The sequence below is a fragment of the Acrocarpospora pleiomorpha genome (assembly GCF_009687885.1).
GTDB lineage: Bacteria > Actinomycetota > Actinomycetes > Streptosporangiales > Streptosporangiaceae > Acrocarpospora > Acrocarpospora pleiomorpha.
The window spans coordinates 20,998-38,772 of sequence record NZ_BLAF01000072.1; the positions used below are offsets into that span (position 1 = coordinate 20,998).

General features: G+C 70.8%; 17 protein-coding genes. 8 read left to right on the forward strand and 9 right to left on the reverse strand.

What is annotated here, in order from left to right:
• Window positions 1–76 precede the first annotated feature (76 nt).
• From Aple_RS42580 to Aple_RS42590, 3 genes are read right to left on the reverse strand one after another with little or no spacing between them, the layout of a single operon-like run.
• Complete coding sequence (locus Aple_RS42580) at window positions 77–1,024, reverse strand: VWA domain-containing protein (protein ID WP_155350463.1); 948 nt, start codon at window positions 1,022–1,024, stop codon at window positions 77–79.
• The gene (locus Aple_RS42585; RefSeq protein ID WP_246265181.1) at window positions 1,021–1,929 is read right to left on the reverse strand and encodes a DUF58 domain-containing protein; all 909 of its coding nucleotides are present in this window, start codon (window positions 1,927–1,929) and stop codon (window positions 1,021–1,023) included. The genes Aple_RS42580 and Aple_RS42585 overlap by 4 nt, the downstream gene beginning before the upstream one ends.
• On the reverse strand, window positions 1,926–2,960 hold the full coding sequence (locus Aple_RS42590) for an AAA family ATPase (RefSeq protein ID WP_155350465.1): 1,035 nt from the start codon (window positions 2,958–2,960) through the stop codon (window positions 1,926–1,928). The genes Aple_RS42585 and Aple_RS42590 overlap by 4 nt, the downstream gene beginning before the upstream one ends.
• A 95-nt stretch (window positions 2,961–3,055) precedes the next feature.
• Between Aple_RS42590 and Aple_RS42595 the strand changes: the two genes are divergently transcribed.
• Window positions 3,056–3,802 (forward strand): hypothetical protein, encoded by a 747-nt coding sequence (locus tag Aple_RS42595; protein ID WP_246265183.1) that lies wholly within the window; start codon window positions 3,056–3,058, stop codon window positions 3,800–3,802.
• Between the two features lie 75 nt (window positions 3,803–3,877).
• The gene (locus Aple_RS42600; protein ID WP_155350467.1) at window positions 3,878–4,642 is read left to right on the forward strand and encodes a sulfite exporter TauE/SafE family protein; all 765 of its coding nucleotides are present in this window, start codon (window positions 3,878–3,880) and stop codon (window positions 4,640–4,642) included.
• A gap of 3 nt (window positions 4,643–4,645) precedes the next feature.
• Here the strand turns inward: Aple_RS42600 and Aple_RS42605 are convergent, their stop codons facing one another.
• The 3 genes from Aple_RS42605 to Aple_RS42615 all read right to left on the reverse strand — a co-directional run bounded on the left by Aple_RS42605 (window position 4,646) and on the right by Aple_RS42615 (window position 7,609).
• Window positions 4,646–5,554: a hypothetical protein gene (locus Aple_RS42605; RefSeq protein ID WP_155350468.1), complete on the reverse strand. Its 909-nt coding sequence runs from the start codon at window positions 5,552–5,554 to the stop codon at window positions 4,646–4,648.
• Window positions 5,555–5,650: 96 nt separating this feature from the next.
• Entirely contained in the window at window positions 5,651–6,763 is a 1,113-nt protein-coding gene (locus Aple_RS42610) for an MFS transporter (RefSeq protein WP_246265184.1), read from the reverse strand.
• Between the two features lie 87 nt (window positions 6,764–6,850).
• Window positions 6,851–7,609 (reverse strand): DeoR/GlpR family DNA-binding transcription regulator, encoded by a 759-nt coding sequence (locus Aple_RS42615; protein WP_155350470.1) that lies wholly within the window; start codon window positions 7,607–7,609, stop codon window positions 6,851–6,853.
• A 73-nt stretch (window positions 7,610–7,682) separates the two neighbouring features.
• Between Aple_RS42615 and Aple_RS42620 the strand changes: the two genes are divergently transcribed.
• From Aple_RS42620 to Aple_RS42630, 3 genes are all read left to right on the forward strand, one after another.
• Window positions 7,683–8,651: a helix-turn-helix transcriptional regulator gene (locus tag Aple_RS42620; protein WP_155350471.1), complete on the forward strand. Its 969-nt coding sequence runs from the start codon at window positions 7,683–7,685 to the stop codon at window positions 8,649–8,651.
• Window positions 8,652–9,016: 365 nt separating this feature from the next.
• On the forward strand, window positions 9,017–9,712 hold the full coding sequence (locus tag Aple_RS42625; RefSeq protein WP_246265188.1) for a LysE family translocator: 696 nt from the start codon (window positions 9,017–9,019) through the stop codon (window positions 9,710–9,712).
• Complete coding sequence (locus Aple_RS42630; protein ID WP_155350472.1) at window positions 9,709–10,452, forward strand: alpha/beta fold hydrolase; 744 nt, start codon at window positions 9,709–9,711, stop codon at window positions 10,450–10,452. Before Aple_RS42625 ends, Aple_RS42630 begins: the two co-directional genes overlap by 4 nt.
• Before the next feature lie 170 nt (window positions 10,453–10,622).
• Here Aple_RS42630 and Aple_RS42635 read toward each other — a convergent pair whose 3' ends face one another.
• On the reverse strand, window positions 10,623–11,597 hold the full coding sequence (locus Aple_RS42635) for an aldo/keto reductase (protein WP_155350473.1): 975 nt from the start codon (window positions 11,595–11,597) through the stop codon (window positions 10,623–10,625).
• Window positions 11,598–11,777: 180 nt separating this feature from the next.
• Between Aple_RS42635 and Aple_RS42640 the strand changes: the two genes are divergently transcribed.
• Window positions 11,778–12,248, forward strand: coding sequence for a pyridoxamine 5'-phosphate oxidase family protein (locus tag Aple_RS42640; RefSeq protein ID WP_155350474.1), 471 nt, complete (start codon window positions 11,778–11,780; stop codon window positions 12,246–12,248).
• A gap of 486 nt (window positions 12,249–12,734) precedes the next feature.
• Here the strand turns inward: Aple_RS42640 and Aple_RS42645 are convergent, their stop codons facing one another.
• Window positions 12,735–13,508: an SDR family NAD(P)-dependent oxidoreductase gene (locus Aple_RS42645; protein ID WP_155350475.1), complete on the reverse strand. Its 774-nt coding sequence runs from the start codon at window positions 13,506–13,508 to the stop codon at window positions 12,735–12,737.
• An 80-nt stretch (window positions 13,509–13,588) separates the two neighbouring features.
• On the opposite strand from Aple_RS42645, the gene Aple_RS42650 reads away from it, so the two are divergent.
• Window positions 13,589–13,828, forward strand: a complete 240-nt coding sequence (locus Aple_RS42650) for a hypothetical protein (protein WP_155350476.1) — start codon at window positions 13,589–13,591, stop codon at window positions 13,826–13,828.
• Window positions 13,829–13,888: 60 nt separating this feature from the next.
• On the opposite strand, the gene Aple_RS42655 is transcribed toward Aple_RS42650, so the two are convergent.
• Window positions 13,889–14,446 carry a MarR family winged helix-turn-helix transcriptional regulator gene (locus Aple_RS42655; RefSeq protein ID WP_246265190.1) on the reverse strand — a complete coding sequence of 186 codons (558 nt, stop codon included), beginning with the start codon at window positions 14,444–14,446 and terminating at the stop codon, window positions 13,889–13,891.
• A 120-nt stretch (window positions 14,447–14,566) separates the two neighbouring features.
• Between Aple_RS42655 and Aple_RS42660 the strand changes: the two genes are divergently transcribed.
• Window positions 14,567–17,755: an efflux RND transporter permease subunit gene (locus tag Aple_RS42660; protein WP_155350477.1), complete on the forward strand. Its 3,189-nt coding sequence runs from the start codon at window positions 14,567–14,569 to the stop codon at window positions 17,753–17,755.
• Window positions 17,756–17,775: the final 20 nt, after the last annotated feature.

Genomic DNA, 17,775 nt, shown 5'->3' on the forward strand with positions numbered 1-17,775 from the left:
CCCACCGTGCCCGCTTGCCGGAGGGCTACGCGGGGCCACTCGCCGCCGAGTATCCGCTGGGACCTGATTTCGCCCTTTACGGGATACGCGTGCCCAGGATCAGCGCCGAACCCGCGACCAGGAGTCCCGCCAGGATCGCACCGATGATGAACCGCTGGGTGATCTCCTCGTGGACGATCTTGTAGCCGAGTGAGGTGCCGATCTGCTCGTAGACGTCGCGGAGTTCGCTGCCCGACTCGGCGCTGTAGGCGCGGCCGCTGGTGCCGTCCGCCAGGGACTGCAGGGTCTGCTTGTTCACCGGCACCTGGACGTCGCGGCCGTCGATGGCCACGGTTCCCTCGGGCGTGCCGTACGCGATCGTGGAGACCGGCACCTTCGCGGCGAGGGCGGCCTCGATGGCCTCGTTGACCGAGCGGCCGGAGGTGTTGTCGCCGTCGGACAGGAGCACGATCGCGGCCGGGGGCGGGTCGGTGACCGCCTGCTGGTCGAAGGAGCGGATCGCGTCCAGGGAGTTGAAGACGGCCTCGCCGATGGCGGTGCCGGGGCGGGTGGTCAGGTTCCTGATCGTGTTCACGACGGCGGCGTGGTCGGTGGTGGGCGGGATGGCGACGGCGGCCGAGCGGGCGAAGGAGACCACGCCGACGTTGAAACGTTCGGGCAGCTCCTGGACGAACGCCTCGGCGGCCTGCCGGGCGGCGATCATCCGGGTGGGCGGCACGTCGGCGGCCTCCATCGACAGCGAGATGTCGATCGCGACCATGATGGTGGCCCGGTCCCTGGGCACCCGGACCGCGTCGGCCGGGCGGGCCGCGCCGAGCACGAGCAGGCTCATCATGACCAGGAACAGCGCGGCGGCCACGTGCCGCCGCCAGCCGGGCTTCTCCGGCGCGACCAGCGCCAGCAGGGCCAGGTTGGTGAAGCGCACCGCGTATTTGCGGCGGGTGAGCTGGATCACCACATACAGCGCGATCAGGGCGGCGAGCGCGGCGAACAGCCAGAGCCAGGCGGGGGACAGGAAGATCATGCGCGTGTTCTCCGGGCCATCAGGTGGGCGGTGCGCCGCTGCCGCAGGACGAACTGGGCGATGTCGAAGACCCAGTCCCGGTCGGTGCGCAACACCAGGTGGGCGACGCCGCTGCGGCGCAGGGCCACCCGGTTGGCCTCCCGCTGGGCGGCGGCGGCCTCGGCGTAGCGGTCGCGCAGCTTGCGGGACAGGTGGATGTCGCGGGAGTGGCCGGTCTCCGGGTCGACCAGGGTGACCTGCCCGACGTCGGGGAGTTCCAGCTCGCGCGGGTCGATGACCTCGATGGCGAGCACCTGCTGGCGGGCGGCCAGGCGGCGGATCGGCCGTTCCCAGCTGTCCGGGGCGTCCAGGAAGTCGGACACGATGACCCGCATGCCGCGCCTGCGGTGCGCGGCGGCCATCAGCTCGATGGCGCCGCCCAGGTCGGTGGAGCCGGGGTCGTGCGGGGCCTCGGCGAGCGATTTGAGCAGGCCGAACAGGGCGGGCCTGCCGGGCCTGGCCGGGTAGCGGTGGATCTGGTCGCCGTGGATCACATACGCCCCGAAGCGGTCGCCGACGCGGCTGGCCAGGAAGCCGACGGCGCCGATGGCGGAGACGACCAGGGAACGTTTGTCGGTGTCGGCGGTGCCGAAGTCCATGCTGGCCGACAGGTCGGCCAGCGCCCACGTCTCCAGCTCCCGGTCGGCGATCAGGTCGCGGACGTGCGGGATCGTGGTGCGGGCGGTGACCGCCCAGTCCATCCGCCGCACGTCGTCCTCGCCGGGCACGTAGACGCGGGTGTCGCCCAGCTCGCTGCCGGGGCCGGGCAGCAGGCCCTGGTGGCCGCCCTGGAGCAGCCCGTCCAGGCGGCGGACCACGGTCAGCTCCAGCCGCCGGAGCGCGGCGTGCGGGGCGCGGCTGGTCACCGCTGGCCCTGGTTCCAGACGACCAGCGGCGGCGGCACCGACATCAGGATCTGGCGGACCACGTCCTCGGGTTCGATGCCGTCGGCGAGCGCGTCGAAGGTGAGCATCAGCCGGTGCGACATCACGTCCACCGCCACGTCGCGCACGTCGTCGGGGAGCAGGTAGTCGCGGCCGCGCAGCAGCGCCAGCGCGCGCCCGGCCGCGACCAGGCCGAGCGTGGCGCGCGGGCTGACGCCGATCTCGATGGTCTCCTCCAGCTCGCGCAGCCCGTATTCGCCCGGGCTGCGGGTGGACATGACCAGCCGGACCACGTAGTCGGCGACCAGTTGGTGCACCGACACCTCTTCGGCGGCCTTCTGCAGGGCCAGCAGCTGGGCCGGGTCGAGCACCTTGCCGGCCACCGGCGGGGTGACGCTCATCCGGTGCAGGATCTCCAGCTCCTCGTGCGCGCTGGGGTGGGCGACCCGCACCTTGAACAGGAAGCGGTCGCGCTGCACCTCCGGCAGCGGGTAGACGCCCTCGGACTCGATCGGGTTCTGGGTGGCCAGCACCACGAAGGGCCGGGGCAGCTGGTGGGTGACCCCGGCCAGGGTGACCTGACGTTCGGCCATGACCTCCAGCAGCGCCGACTGCACCTTGGCCGGGGCCCGGTTGATCTCGTCGGCGAGCAGGAAGTTGACGAACACCGGGCCGAGTTCGATGTCGAAACGTTCAGTGCTCGGATGGTAGACGCGGGTGCCGACGATGTCGCTGGGGACCAGGTCGGGGGTGAACTGGATCCGGGCGAACGTGCCGCCGACCACGGTGGCCAGGGTGGAGGCGGCCAGCGTCTTGGCCACGCCCGGCACCCCTTCGAGCAGGCAGTGCCCGCGGGCCAGCAGCGCCACCAGCAGGCGCTCGACCATGTGGTCCTGGCCGACGATCACCCGCCGGACCTCGTTCAGGGCGTCCCGGAGCGCGCCGAGGCCGGCCTCGCCCCCGTCTTGCGCCCGGGACACCTCGGTGCCCGGCTCTCCTTCAGCAACGGTCATGGGTGTTATTCAATCGTGACTCCCCGACAGAATCCATGCCCTGATCACTGCCCGCTCGGATGGGCGAAAACACCCGGTGTGTTTTCATGAAGGGGATGGCCACTCCACTGCAGTACGGCGACCCGCCCCGGCTGGGGCCCTTCGTGCTTCAGGCGCGCCTGCAGGCGGCCCCCGCGGGCCTGGTCTACCTCGGGCAGGGCGCGGACGGGCGGGCGGTCTCGGTGGCCGTGCTGACCCGGGGCGCCGCCCTGGATCCGGCCGCCAGGAACCGGTTCGTGACCGGGATCAAGGATGGCGAGGCGGCCAGGTCGGGGGTGCGCGGCCTGTTCTCGCGGGTGAGCAGGCGGTGGAACGTGAGCACGCCGCCGGTGGTGGCCTGGGACGGGGGAGAGGCGCCCTGGGTGGCGGTGCCGTACGCGCCGGGCGGGGTGGGGGCCGAGAGGTTCCTGGAGCCCGTCATGGTGTCGGGCATGCTGATCGGGGATCGGCACGGGCCGGACTTCGTGCCGTACTGGCTGGGGGATCGCAACCCGGCGCTGCCGGCCCCGCCGCCGCCCGCGCCGCCGCGCACCGAGACGGTGCGCTCGGTGGCGCTGGCCTCCACGCTGCTGGCGACGCTGGTGCTGTTCATCGGGGTCATCCTGTGGCTGATGCTGATCCGCGCCGACGACGATCCGATGCCGGCCAGGCCGCTGCCGCCGACCGTGTTCGTGCCGACGCCGCCGCCGGTGCCGACCTCGCCCGAGCCGATGCAGCCGTCGCCGACCCCGGGGGAGACCGAGCAGGGCCAGAGCCCGTCCCCGGCGCCTGGCGAGAACGAGGACCCGGGTCAGGATATTTAACCCGGTCTGAGGTGATGCGGGGGGTTTCGCTAATCTTCCTGGGGTTCTTTGGTCAACCACGGGGGTCGGGCGCTGATGCGGGCGGAACAGATCGTGCTGCTGCTCGCGGCGGCGCTGGCGGCCGGATGGGTGGACGCGGTGGTCGGCGGCGGCGGGCTGCTGCAGCTGCCCGCCCTGCTGCTGGCCGGGCTCTCGCCCGTCGAGGCGATGGCCACCAACAAGACGGCCTCCATTTTCGGTACGGCTTCCGCCGCCGTCACCTTCGCCATGAAGACCAAGCTCGACCGGGCGGTGGTCGTACCGGCCGGTATTACGGCGGTGGGTTTCGCCGGGGCGGGGGCCGCGTCGGCGGCGCTGCTGGCGGCGGAGGTGCTCAAACCGCTGGTCATGGTGGTCCTGCTGGCGGTGGCCGCGTTCGTGACCTTACGGCCCGCGTTCGGTCTCGCGCCGGATCCGCGGCTGCGCACCCGCGCGCGGGTGGCGGCGGCGATCGCGGCGAGCGGGGTGTTCATCGCCTTCTACGACGGTATTCTCGGGCCGGGCACGGGCACCTTCCTGCTGATCGCGTTCACCTCGATCCTGGGCCTGGACTTCGTGCACGCCTCCGCCAGCGCGAAGATCATCAATACCGGCACGAACCTGGGGGCGCTGCTGGTGTTCGGGACGCGGGGGCAGGTGGTGTGGGCGCTCGGGCTCGCCATGGCCGCCTGCAACGTCGCGGGCGCGCAGCTCGGGGCCCGGATGGCGTTGCGCAGGGGCGCCGGGTTCGTCCGGGCCGTGCTGCTGTGCGTGGTGTCCGCGCTGGTGCTGCGCCTCGGCTACGACCAGTTCTCCGGCTGAACCTCAGAACTCGTCGAGGAAGGTCATGAACCTGCACCAGAGGCTGTGGTCCTCGCGGTAAGTGACATACCGGTGGCAGTCCGCGCAGTACTGCCTGGCCGGTCTGGCGACGGTCCGAGGCTGGAACGCGGCGAGCACCGCGGCGACTCCGGGCTTCTTCGGGCAGGTGAGCATCGCGTTGAGCACCGAACCGGTCACCGTCTGACCGCACCACGGGCACCGCGGCGCCGTCAGCGGGTTCGGCTGCCGCGGCGACGGGAACGGAGTGCGGCCGATCAGCGGCACGTTCACCTGCCGCGCGGTCTCCGGGGCGAGCCAGAGGCCGCCCGGGGTCGGCCGCATCCGCTGGAACGGCGGCTCCGCCAGGCCCGAGACCGTTCCCGTGCCGGTGCCGATCACCGGGTCCTTGCTGGTGAACAGCGCCGACGTGCGGGCGCCGAGCGCGGCCACCGAGTAGTCGTCGGCGGGCACGGTGATCCGCGTGGTGGTCCCGATCCGGGCCGGCACGATCAGGCCGCTGCGGGTGGAGCTGACGGTCCGGCTGGACAGCGCCACCGACACCGGGTCGCCGTCGCGCAGGCCCATGGCCCGGGTGGAGGCGGTCAGGCTGGGCGTGACCGACAGCACCCGCGTGCCCTGGCTGCCGCCGCCGAGCAGGGGGACGGCGTTTACGCTGGTGAAGCCGCCGCGCAGGGCGATCGACTCGCCCTCCGGGTTCATCGCCCGCAGGGGCGCCCCGCCGGTCTCGAAGAGCAGGTGCCGCCGGTCGTACAGGTACTCGCCGGCGAGATAGAGAATGAACCCGCCGGGGCCGGCGATCAGACCGGCCGCGGCGCGGAACACGTCGCGGGTCCACGTGTCCCGCTCGGCGGCGGTCGGCCGCCACGACTGGGGGCGGTTGTCCTGGGTCATCACATGCTCCTGGCTGCGAGAGGATCATCGCCACCTTAGGTAGCCGCGACCATCCCGCCCCAGGGTGCTGGCCCGGTGTCAGTGCCCGGGTAACCCCTAGATCCGGGCCGGGCGCAGGGCCGGGGCGGCCGCCGCGACGAACAGGGCCATGATCGCGGGGATGGCGAGCGCGACCGGCTTGCCGGTGAGCTCGGCCACCGCGCCGATCAGGACCGGGCCCGCCAGCAGGCCCGCGTAGCCGATGCTGGCCACCTGGGCCAGGGCCCGGCCGGACTGGGCCGGGTCGCGATGCCCGGCGGCGGAGAACACCTGGGGGATGATGCACGACAGGCCCGCGCCGAACAGTCCGAATCCGACGACTCCGGCGACCGGGTGGCCGATCAGCAGGGTGACCAGCAGGCCGGTTCCGGCCAGGCCGCCGCAGCACCGTACCAGCAGGACCGGGCCGAGGCGGGCGGTGAGCCAGTCCCCGGCCAGCCGCCCGGCCGTCATCATGATCGAGAAGGCCGCGTAGCCGGCCGCGCCGACCGCCTCCCTGGCGCCCAGGTCCTCCACCAGGTAGACCGAGCTCCAGTCGGCCGCGGCGCCCTCGCCGACCAGGCAGCAGAACGCCAGCACGCCCAGGAACAGCACCCACCCGGCGAGCGAGCGGCCCGGCACCTGCTCGGCGGCGGCCTCCGGATGGCGGCCGGGGTCGAAGGAGTCCGGCAGCGCCCAGCGCAGGCACAGGATCGCGATCGTGGTGGTCACCACCGCGACGGAACCGAACGTCACCGGCACGCTGGCGCCCGCGTGCGCGAACAGGCCGCCGACGCCGGCGCCCAGGAAGCCGCCGATGCTGAACACGGCGTGGAAGGAGGACATGATCGGCTTGGCGTGCAGGCGTTCCACCACGACCGCGTTGGCGTTCATCGCCACGTCCAGCACGCCGTGCACTATGCCGAAGGTGAACATGGCGGCGGCCAGGGAGGGCAGGCCGGGCGCGAACGAGGGCAGGACCAGGACCGCGCCCTGCAGCAGGCCGACGGGGACCATCACCCGGCGGCTGCCGTACCGGTCGATGAGGCGGCCGACGGCCTGCATGCCGGTGATCGCGCCGCCCGCGATGCCGAGCAGGGCGAGGCTCAGCTCACCGTCGCCGAGGGCCAGGCCGTCCTTGATGGCTGGGATGCGGGACGTCCACGTGCCGAGGGCAATTCCGGCAATCATAAACAATCCGTACACAGCGAGGCGGGCGCGGAGCAGCGTGGTGCGAGAAGGGGCGGTGATTGTCATGGTTCGACTCCGGGAGAGGGGTCAGGTGAGGCGGACGGTGACGCCCGCGCCCGTGAGCGCGTCATGCTGGTCGCGGGGGATGCCGATGTCGGTGACCACGACGTCGAGCTTGTCGTAGGAGCAGACCGCGCCGAACGCGGTCCGGGTGAACTTGCCGGAGTCGCAGGCGACGATGACGCGCCTGGCCGAGGCGATGGCGGCCTGCTTGACCGCGACGTCCTCCAGATCGTGCGCGGTGACGCCGTGTTCGGCCGACATGCCGCAGCAGCCGATCACGGCGGTGTCGAAGCGGAGCGAGCGCAGCGAGGCCTCGGTGAGCGGGCCGACGAAGTTGAGCTCGCCGGGGCGGACCTCGCCGCCGGGGAGCACGAGCTTGATCCGCGGCGCGGTGGCCAGTTCGTCGGCGCAGCGCAGCGCCAGCGGCAGCACGGTGAGGCGGCGGTCGTGCACGAACCTGGCCACCTCCAGGGTGGTGGTGCCGCCGTCCAGCACGATCGCCTCGCCGTCGGCGAGGAGGTTGGCGACCTCGGCCGCGATCCTGCGCTTGGCGTCCACGGCTTCGCGTTCGCGGACGCCGAAGGGGGGTTCCTCGCCGCGCAGGAGCAGGCTGAGGGCGCCGCCGCGGACTCGCCGTACGACGCCCTGCTGGGCCAGTTCGTCGAGGTCGCGGCGGATGGTCATCTCGGAGACGCCGTACCGGCCGGCGAGTTCGGCGACGGAGACGCTGTCGTGGGCGCGTAACGCGTTCATGATCGCCCGGATTCGGTCGGCACCTTCCATGTGTGCATTTGAACATAAGTTATGTTCGGTGAGCAAACGGAATCTACATTGTAAAGGTGGCAGACTGGGGGATATGCGTGCGAGCCGGTTGCTGTCCCTGCTCCTCCTGCTGCAGGCGAGGGGCCGGATGACGGCGGGTGAGTTGTCGGCCGAGCTGGAGGTGTCGATCCGGACCGTCTACCGGGACGTGGAGGCGCTGTCGGCGGCCGGGGTTCCCGTTTACGCTGATCGGGGGCCTGCCGGGGGGTACCAGTTGCTGGATGGGTACCGGACGCGGCTGACCGGGCTGACCTCGGCGGAGGCGTCCTCGCTGTTTCTGGCGGGGTTGCCGGGGCCCGCGGCCGAGCTCGGGCTGGGGGAGGTGGCGGCGGCGGCCGAGTTGAAGTTGCTGGCCGCGTTGCCGCCGGAGCCGCGTTCGCAGGCGGCCATGATGCGTGAACGTTTCCATCTGGACGTGCCGGGGTGGTATCGGGGGAGTGACGAGGCGCCGTTTCTGGCGGAGGTGGCCGAGGCGGTGTGGGAGCAGCGCCCGCTGCGGATGCGCTACCGCCGCTGGGGTCCCCAGGAGGTCGAGCGCGACATCCACCCCTACGGTCTCGTCCTGAAGGGCGGCTCCTGGTACCTCGCCGCCGAAACATCCGGAGATTTCCGGACTTATCGTGTTGCGCGGATTTTGGGGATCGAGGCGCTGCCGGGCCGGTTCGAACGGCGTCCCGGTTTCGACCTGGTCGAGTTCTGGTCCCGGTTCGCCGCCGAGTTCGCCGCCCGCATGCACACCGGCACCGCCACCGTCCGCCTCGACCCCGACTACCTCGGCCTGCTCCGCTACACCATCGGCAACGACGTCACCGACACCGCCCTCACCGCCGCCGAAACCATGCCCGACGGCTGGCTCCGCCTCGCCGTCCCCATCGAGTCGGTACGGCACGCCCGCTGGCAACTCCTGCGCCTCGGCTCCGGCGTCGAAGTCCTCGACCCCCCTGAGCTGCGCAAACTCATGGCCGAAACGATTGAGGAACTGTCTGTGATGTATCGGGATTAGAACTGTCCGTGCTGTGCCAGGACTAACTCTGGCTATTCGGCAGCTTCTTCGCACCTGGCATCTGGATCTCCTGACCTGCGCGAACGCATCTCATGGATCCTGAGCGGATCGCACCTCTCGGGTCCCGGGTGAAATCAGCGTTCTCACAGGCCAGGACAGGTTAAGCGTCAAGATCGTGAACTATGGGGGGGCCAATACACCTAGAGGAATGCCGCAGCCGCTGTTGGCGTCGGTGCGGTGAGAACCACCACCTGCGTTAACGGCGCCGGATAACGGCGAGAAAGCCGACGACCCAAGGGCTGACCATGATGTGGCGGGATTAAATCCATTTGCCGTCACACGGCTGGGATGGCGACGATGACCGCGTGCTGTTCCTCGCCTTCCTAGGCTCCTGCGTGCTGCTCGCCATGATCCCCGGCGTCAGCACGGCGGTCATCGTGCGCCAGACGCTCCGCGAGGGGCGAGCGTCAGGCCTGGCCGCCACGCTGGGCAACGAAACCGGGATCTTCCTGTGGGCCATGGCGGCGGTGTTCGGGCTCTCCGCCCTGGTGCTGGCCTCCGAGGCGGCCTACGGCACTCTCAAGATCGTCGGCGCGGGCGTGCTGGTGGTCATGGGCGTACAGTCGATCTGGCGCGCGCGCCGGGACTCGCCGCCCGCCGGTCCCGGCAAGCCGGGCACTCTTGGGGGTAACTCAGCGGCCGGGTTTACGAGCGACTCCGCGGATGGCATCGCAGGTGGTTTCGCGGGCTCCACGCGGACGGGCTGGAGGCGTGCCTACGGTCTCGGGCTGGCCACCTGCGGTGCCAACCCGAAGGCGGCCGTGTTCGCGATGTCCTTCCTGCCGCAGTTCGTCCCGCCGGGCGCGCACGTGCCGGTCACGCTCACGCTGCTGGCCGCGGTCTGGGTGCTCGTCGACCTGGTGTGGTACGTCTCGCTGATCTGGCTGGTCAGCCGGGCGAGGACGGTGTTCTCCCGGTCGTCGGCGCGTAGGCGGCTGGAACAGATCTCTGGGGCTGTGCTGATCGGCCTGGGGGTACGACTAGTGGTGGAGGCTCGATGAGCATCTGGTGGGAAGAGTCCGGAACCGGCCGGCCGGTGGTGCTGCTGCACTCCACGTCGGCCGACGCGCGCATGTGGGACGGCGTGTGGGAACCCCTCGCGTCGGCCTTCCGCGTGATCCGCCTGGATCTACGTGGGTACGGCAGGAGCCCGCTGGTCGCCGAGAAGCCGTATTCCAACGCGGGCGACGTGGCCGAACTCCTGGACGGCCTCGGGATCGACGCCGCCGTGGTGGTGGGCTCCTCCGGCGGCGGGCGGGTCGCCCTGGAGCTGGCGACGATCCGTCCCGACCTGGTGTCGGACCTGGTGCTGATCGCCTCGGCGGCCGGGCTGCCGCCCACGCCGGAGCTGGAGGCGTTCGGCGACGAGGAGGACCGGCTGATCGAGGCCGGGGACGTCGCGGGCGCGGCCGAACTGAATGTGCGCACCTTGCTCGGCCCCGACGCGAACGACCAGGCCAGAGCCAAGCTCTTCGAGATGCAGCGCAACGCCTTCGAACTGCAACTGGCCGCCGACCCCGAGCCCGAGGTCACCCGCCCCGAGGTCGACCTGACCGCGATCACCGCTCCCGCGCTGGTGGTCATCGGCGGCCACGACCTGCCCTACTTCACGGCCACCGGCCACCACCTGGTCGCCGAGCTGCCGTCCGCGACCCTGCTCGAACTCCCGTGGGCGGGCCACCTACCCGCCCTAGAGCGCCCCAGCGAGATCGCCGGCCTGCTCCTCACCCACCTGAGCTGACCGCACGCCGCTGCGAGCACCCGATCGTCTGGCCAGGTCGGGACGAACCGCGGCAGGAGGGACATCGCGAACACGGCGGCCTTCGGATTGGCGCCGCAGATGGCCAGCGCGAAGCCGCCCGCCAAGCCAGGTTCCGGTGGCGATTCGCGGGTCGGTTCAGAGGCGACCGGTCACAGGTCGACCGAGGACATGCCGCGCTCGTCGTAGCGTTCGCCGGCGACGGATGAGGCCAGCTTGCCGAGGTTGTCCAGCTCGCCGGCGGTGAGGGTCAGGCCGGTCGCCGCGGCGTTCTGCTCCAGGTAGGTCACCCGCTTGGTGCCGGGGATGGCCACCACGTCCTGGCCCTGGGCGAGGACCCAGGCCAGGGCGACCTGCGCCTCGGTCGCGTTCCTGCCCTTGGCCAGCTGGGTGACCTCCGCCACCAGCGCCTGGTTGGCCGCCAGGTTGTCGCCCGTCCAGCGCGGGTTGTTCCGGCGGAAGTCGTTGTCCGCGAAACCCTCCACCGTGGCATACGCCCCGGTGAGGATGCCGCGGCCGAGCGGGCTGTAGGCGACCAGGCCGATGCCGAGCTCGCGGAGCGTGGGCAGGATCTCGGCCTCGACGCCGCGCGTGAACAGCGAGTACTCATACTGCCCGGCGGTGATCGGGTGGACGGCGTGGGCGCGGCGGATCGTGTCGGCGGCGGCCTCGGAGATGCCCAGATGGCGGACCTTGCCCGCGTCGACGAGCTCCTTGAGCGCGCCCCAGGTGTCCTCGATCGGGACCGCCGGGTCGACCCGGTGCTGGTAGTAGAGGTCGATGTGGTCGACGCCGAGGCGCTGGAGCGAGCCGTCGACGGCGTCGCGCACGTAGTCGGGGCGCCCGTTGACGCCCACCCGGGTGCCGTCGGGGAGGCGTTCGATGCCGAACTTGGTGGCCACCACGACCTGGTCGCGGCGGTCGGCGATGGCCTTGCCGACGAGCCGCTCGTTGGTGAACGGGCCGTACATGTCGGCGGTGTCCAGCAGGGTGATGCCGAGGTCGAGGGCCCGGTGGATCGTGGCGATGGACTCGCCCTCGTCGCCGGGGCCGTAGAAGTCGCTCATGCCCATGCAGCCGAGGCCGAGCTCGGACGTGCGCAGAGCGCCCAGCGTGTGCTGCTTCATGTGCCGCTCCTCCGTCGCTGGTCTGTCCCGTCAAGTCTTCCGGCTGGAGTGCGGACCAGGTCAAATTGATCTACATTGTAAAGGCGGTTTCCGGGTAATTTATGCGGCTTTAAACGCCAAAGATCAAGGGCTCAGCTGGGGTGACGCGGTTTTGTCGGTGGCGGCGGGCACGATGGGGGCATGGCTTCGTGGCAGGAGATCGAGAAGGAGGTCCCCGAGTTCGCCAGGCGCGTGCTGGCGGCGATGGGGACCGGCAAGCACAAGACGATGGCGACCCTGCGCAAGGACGGGTCGCCCCGGATCAGCGGCACCGAGGTGGAGTTCAAGAACGACGAGGTGTGGCTGGGGTCGATGCTCGGCGCGATGAAGGCGCGAGATCTGAAGCGGGATCCGCGGGTGGCGCTGCACAGTCCGTCCGTCGATCCGGATCCGGACGATCCGAGCGCCTGGCCGGGCGAGGCCAAGCTGTCCGGCCTCGCGGTGGAGATCACCGACGCCGAGGTGCTCGAGTCCTTCGGGGGACCGCCCGGTGACTTCCACCTGTTCCGGCTGGACGTGCGGGAAATCGCCTACACCCACGTCGAAGACGACCATCTGGTCATCGAAAGCTGGGCAGAAGGCCGCGGCCTACGCGAAGTCCGGCGCAAATAGCCGCGCTGGCCGCTCAGATGTCCCCGTCGTCTGCGGGGGCCGGGGACGTCTGAGCGGCCAGCGCAAAACACTCGTTCTCCCTCGATCTCGGGTGTTGGCGGCGGTGTCGCAGGCATTGCCTCTGGCGATCCCGGGCTCGCTCCGCGGGTCTCTGGGTGTTGCCGGGCCGCTCGCCGTTATGCGGTGCCATTGACGCCGGTGGTGCTCTCGCTGCACCGGCGCCGAGGGCGACAGCGGGCTACTGCGAAGCGGGCAATCTGCCAGGAGCTCTAACTGCCAGGAGCTTCTAAGACCTCCCATCGGCCGTCCTTGGCCGGGCCATCTTCCCCAGCGGCCCGGTGACGGGGCAGGCGGTCGATGGGAGCCACCCCGCCGCGACGTTCACGCGGGGCCGGGTGTGGGTCCGGGACCAGTTCCACCACGGTGTCCACCAGCTCGGCCCGACCCTCTGGCGTGCGGATGGAAGGCGATGGGTGTTCGTGTGGGTCAGGTGGCGGAGAAGCCGCCGTCGACGCAGAGGGTTTGGCCGGTGAGGTAGGCGGAGGCGGGGGAGGCCAGGAGGATCGCGATGGCGGCGAAGTCGGTGGGGAGGCCGTTGCGGCCGGTCATGGTGCGGGCGGCGAGGGCTTCGACCCGGCCGGGGATGGCCTGGGCGGGTTCGGTGAGCGGGGTGAGGACGAAGCCGGGGATGACGGTGTTGCAGGTGACGCCGTGCGGGGTCCAGGCTTCGGCCTGGGAGCGGGTCAGGCCGCAGATGCCGGCTTTGGCGACGCCGTACGCGCCGCTGTCGCCGAAGGCGCGGATGGACTGCTGGGAGCCGATGTTGATGATGCGGCCCCAGCCGCGGGCGGCCATGCGCGGGCCGAAATGCTGGCCGAGCAGGTAGGGCGCGGTGAGGTTGACGGCGATGGTCTGCTCGTAGTCGTCGAGGGTGAGCTCGGCCATCGGACGGCGGATGTTGTTGGCGGCGTCGTTCACGAGGATGTCGACCTCGCCGAAGAAGCTCGCCGCGCGCTCGGTCACGCGGCCGATCGCGGCACGGTCGCCGAGGTCGGCGCTGATGGTCGCGGCTCGGACGCCATGGCCCGCGAGAGCGGCGGCGGCCGCGGCGAGCTGTTCCTCGCGGCGTGCCACCAGCACGACGGCGGCCCCGGCCCGCCCCAGGGCTTCGGCGATCCCGTATCCGATCCCGGAACTCCCCCCGGTGACGAGGGCGACCCGTCCCGCGAGCGAGAACATGTCCGAAAGATAGGACGACATGGCGGGTTACCGTATCATCCTATCTTTGTGCCCGCCAGGATCAGTCCGGCATCGGCGAACCATCCGGATTCCTGCCGGCGGTGCGCGGGATCGCGCGCCTGGAACACGGTTCGTACGGGTCGCTGGCCGATTTCGACGACGCGCTGGAACTCGGCCGGGTCCTGGGCAGGCTGGGGGAGGAGGCGCGCTGGCCGGACGCGCACACGGTGATGCTGGCCAGGCTGTGGCGAGGCCAGATCCTCACACTCGACACGTCCCGCTGGAAAGGCTACGAGCTGGACGGAGTACGGGTCGCGGAGGTGGCGGACCCCGAGGTGTGACCCGTGACGTTGCGCGGGGAGTCGCACGCTCCCCCGCGCAACCATGCTGGCCGTTCCGGGTCAGTCGCGTGGGCAAGCAGGGTGGAGGGTGGACATGACTTCGAGGAGGCGGCGCATGACGCGGTCGAGGTCGCGCAGGGTCGTCAGGTCGAGGTGGGCCAGGAGGTCGCGCCAGGTGGCGGTGCCCGCGTCGAGGATCTGGGCGGTGAGGTCGCGGCCGGCGGGGGTGAGTTCGACGCGGCGGACGCGGCGGTCGGCGGGGTCCTCGTGGCGGGTGGCCAGGCCCTGGGCGACGACGCGGTCGACGATTCCGGTGACGGTGCCCAGGCCGATGCCGAGCTCGCGGGCCAGGTCCTGGCCGGAGGCCGAGCCGAGGAACGCCAGGGTCATGACGACCTTGAGTTGCTGCATCGTGAGGTTGGAGGCCAGCAGGGGAAGGGAGCGGTCCCGGGCCAGGAAGCGGCCCATGCCATGCTGGGTCTCGCCGAGACTCTCCAGCAGTGACCGCCGTTCTTCCGCTTCCTCCGCGGAAAGCCCGAAATCATCGGGGTCATTGACGTAACCGCTGACGTCGTCACCGGGGGTCAGGTCCGGCCTCGTGCCTGTCTCGTCGCTCACGCTCACCTCTCCGAACCTGAGAAGGTTATCAGGAAAGCAAGGCGACGCTAAATATTCGTACAAGGCGAAGTGTTAGGGTTGGGCGAACATTCCCGCGTCATTCTGAGGAGTCTCGCCCCCATGACGTCCCTGGCCAGGCTGAGCCTCGCCAACCGCAGTCTCGTCATCATGATTGCGGTGGTGCTGAGTGCTTTTGGCGCGTTCGCCATCCCGTCGCTGAAACAACAGCTTTTCCCCTCCCTGGAGTTCCCGGGGGCGTTCGTCATCGCCGCCTACCCGGGCGCCTCTCCCGACATCGTCGAGGAGCAGGTGACCAAGCCGGTCGAGAACAGCTTCCAGGGCGTCGCGGGCGTCACCGAGATCACCTCGACGTCCCGGGAGGGCATGGCCCAGATCCAGGTCGCCTTCGAGTTCGGCACCGACATCGACGAGGCCATCGGCAAGATGCAGCAGTCGATCTCCCGGATCGAGGCGCAGCTCCCGGCGAACGTGGATCCGCAGGTGCTGGCGGGCAGCACCGACGACATCCCGGTCATGGTCATCGCGGTCAGCGACGGCGGCGACCAGCAGGGCACCCTGGACCGCCTGGAGCGGATCATGGTCCCGGCCGTGCAGGGCGTGGCGGGGGTGCGGGAGGCCGAGGTCACCGGGGCCCGCGAGAAGCAGGTCGTGATCACGCCGGACAGCGTCAAGCTGGCCAAGCTGGGGCTGTCCCCGGCGGTGATCCCGGACCTGCTGCGCGCCAACGGTGTCGCGATTCCGGCCGGGGCGCTGGTCGAGGAGGGCAAGAACCTCACCGTCCAGATCGGGGACCGGATCGAGGGCGTGGAGGATCTGAAGGCGCTGTATCTGGCTCCGGCCGTACCGGCTCAGGCGGCCGGCGGGCAGCCGGCGCGGCCAGGTGCGGCCGGGGCGCGGCCGGTGGCGGTGCCCAAGCCGGTCACTCTGGGCTCGGTCGCCGACATCGAGGTCAAGGACGGGGACGCCTCGACGCTCACGCGGACCAACGGCAAGCCGAGCCTGGGTGTGTCGATCACGATGGCGCCGGACGGCAACGCGGTGCAGATCTCGCATGACGTGCGGGCGCTGATGCCGCAGCTGGTCCGGGATCTGGGCGACACCGCGGAGCTGACCGTGGTGTTCGACCAGGCGCCGTATGTGGAGCGCTCGATCGAGGACCTGACCACGGAGGGCCTGCTGGGCCTGACGTTCGCGGTTCTGATCATCCTGGTGTTCCTGCTGTCGATCCGGTCGACGATCGTGACCGCCGTGTCGATCCCGCTGTCGGTGGTGATCGCGCTGATCGCCCTGTGGGTGGGGGACTACTCGCTGAACCTGCTGACCCTGGGCGCGCTGACGATCGCGGTCGGCCGGGTGGTGGACGACTCGATCGTGGTCCTGGAGAACATCAAGCGCCATCTCGGGTACGGCGAGGAGAAGCGGTCGGCGATCCTCTCCTCGGTGCGCGAGGTCGCCGGGGCGGTGACCGCCTCGACCCTGACCACGGTGGCGGTGTTCCTGCCGATCGCGTTCGTGGGCGGCATGGTCGGGCAGCTGTTCAGCCCGTTCGCGATCACGGTCACGGTGGCGTTGCTGGCCTCGCTGCTGGTGTCGCTGACGGTGATCCCGGTGCTGGCGTACTGGTTCCTGAAGGCGCCGAAGATCTCGCCGGAGCAGGCGGAGGCCGTGCGGGAGGAGGCCGAGCGCAAGGAGCTGCGCTCGCCGCTGCAGCGCATGTACCTGCCGGTGCTGCGGTTCGCGACCCGGCGGCGGCTGATCACGCTGCTGATCGGGTTCGCGGTGTTCGCCGGGACGATGGCGCTGGTGCCCAACCTGAGGACGAACTTCCTGGACTCCTCCGGCCAGGACACCATCCAGATCACCCAGCGGATGCCGGTCGGCACCAACCTGGAGACCACCGACGCGGCCGCCGCCAAGGTGGAGGCCGTCCTGGCGGCGACGCCGGAGATCGCCTCCTACCAGGTGAACGTGGGCGGCGGCGGCCAGTTCATGGGCGGCGCGGGCGGCAGCGCGGACCGGGCGTCGTATTCGGTGACATTGGCCGACGACGTCGACACCCCGGTGCTGGAGGAGAAGCTGCGGGAGCGGCTGTCGGCGCTGGGCGCCGGCGAGGTCGTGATCGGCGGGGGCGGCGGCGGGTTCAGCTCCGACCAGCTGCAGGTCATCCTGCAGGGCGCCGACAACGCCGAGCTGAAGACCGCGGCGACCACGGTGGCCGGCGCGCTGGCGGGCACGCCCGGCCTGCGGGACGTCGCCTCCAACCTGGAGGATTCCGCCGAGCGGATCGAAGTGCACGTGGACCGGGAGAAGGCGGCGTCCCGCGGTCTCACCGAGGCCGCGATCGGTCAGCTGGTGGCGCAGGCGTTCCGGGGCGCCCCGGTCGGGTCGATCGACCTGGACGGCCGTTCCAGTGACATCGTGCTGCGCACGGGTGACGCTCCGGCGACGCTGACCGAGGTGCGGGACCTGACGCTGCCCACCGCCACCGGGCCGGTGAAGCTGTCGTCGGTGGCCGAGGTCGAGAAGGCCGGCGGCCCGACCCAGATCAGCCGTCTGGACGGCGAGCGCACCGCGACCGTCTCGGGCACCGCCGAGGCCAGCGACCTGGGCGCGATCACGGCGACGGTCACGGAGAAGATGAAGGGCGTCAAGCTGCCCGCCGGGGTGAGCTACCAGATCGGCGGGGCGAGCGCCGACCAGGAGGAGGCCTTCGCCGACCTCGGGCTGGCCATGCTGCTGGCGATCGCCATCGTCTTCATGATCATGGTGGCGACGTTCCGCAGCTTCGTGCAGCCGCTGATCCTGCTGGTGTCCATCCCGTTCGCGGCGACCGGCGCGATCGGGCTGCTGCTGGCCACCGACACCGCGCTCGGCGTGCCGGCGCTGATCGGCATGCTGATGCTGATCGGCATCGTGGTGACGAACGCGATCGTCCTGATCGACCTGATCAACCAGTACCGCGAGCAGGGTCTGGGCGTGGTCGAGGCGGTCATGGAGGGCGGCCGCCGCCGGGTTCGCCCGATCCTGATGACCGCGCTGGCCACGATCGGCGCGCTGACGCCGATGGCGGTGGGTTTGACGGGGTCGGGCGGGTTCATCTCGCAGGCGCTGGCGATCGTGGTGATCGGCGGTCTGGTCTCCTCGACGCTGCTGACGCTGGTCCTGGTGCCGACGCTGTACACGATGGTCGAGGGGACGAAGGAGCGGCTGCGGCGCAAGCCGGGCGGCAAGCACGAGATCGAGGACGTGAAGGTGTACGACGCGGAGGCGCTCACCTCCTCCCGCTGACCCAGGAAAAAGAGGCCGCG

Bases quoted from the DNA above. Each gene is read 5' to 3' on its own strand.
- Aple_RS42580 (WP_155350463.1), bottom strand. From the start codon at position 1,024: ATGATCTTCCTGTCCCCCGCCTGGCTCTGGCTGTTCGCCGCGCTCGCC.
- Aple_RS42590 (WP_155350465.1), bottom strand. From the start codon at position 2,960: ATGACCGTTGCTGAAGGAGAGCCGGGCACCGAGGTGTCCCGGGCGCAA.
- Aple_RS42595 (WP_246265183.1), top strand. From the start codon at position 3,056: ATGGCCACTCCACTGCAGTACGGCGACCCGCCCCGGCTGGGGCCCTTC.
- Aple_RS42600 (WP_155350467.1), top strand. From the start codon at position 3,878: ATGCGGGCGGAACAGATCGTGCTGCTGCTCGCGGCGGCGCTGGCGGCC.
- Aple_RS42605 (WP_155350468.1), bottom strand. From the start codon at position 5,554: ATGACCCAGGACAACCGCCCCCAGTCGTGGCGGCCGACCGCCGCCGAG.
- Aple_RS42610 (WP_246265184.1), bottom strand. From the start codon at position 6,763: ATGATTGCCGGAATTGCCCTCGGCACGTGGACGTCCCGCATCCCAGCC.
- Aple_RS42615 (WP_155350470.1), bottom strand. From the start codon at position 7,609: ATGGAAGGTGCCGACCGAATCCGGGCGATCATGAACGCGTTACGCGCC.
- Aple_RS42620 (WP_155350471.1), top strand. From the start codon at position 7,683: ATGCGTGCGAGCCGGTTGCTGTCCCTGCTCCTCCTGCTGCAGGCGAGG.
- Aple_RS42630 (WP_155350472.1), top strand. From the start codon at position 9,709: ATGAGCATCTGGTGGGAAGAGTCCGGAACCGGCCGGCCGGTGGTGCTG.
- Aple_RS42635 (WP_155350473.1), bottom strand. From the start codon at position 11,597: ATGAAGCAGCACACGCTGGGCGCTCTGCGCACGTCCGAGCTCGGCCTC.
- Aple_RS42640 (WP_155350474.1), top strand. From the start codon at position 11,778: ATGGCTTCGTGGCAGGAGATCGAGAAGGAGGTCCCCGAGTTCGCCAGG.
- Aple_RS42645 (WP_155350475.1), bottom strand. From the start codon at position 13,508: ATGTCGTCCTATCTTTCGGACATGTTCTCGCTCGCGGGACGGGTCGCC.
- Aple_RS42660 (WP_155350477.1), top strand. From the start codon at position 14,567: ATGACGTCCCTGGCCAGGCTGAGCCTCGCCAACCGCAGTCTCGTCATC.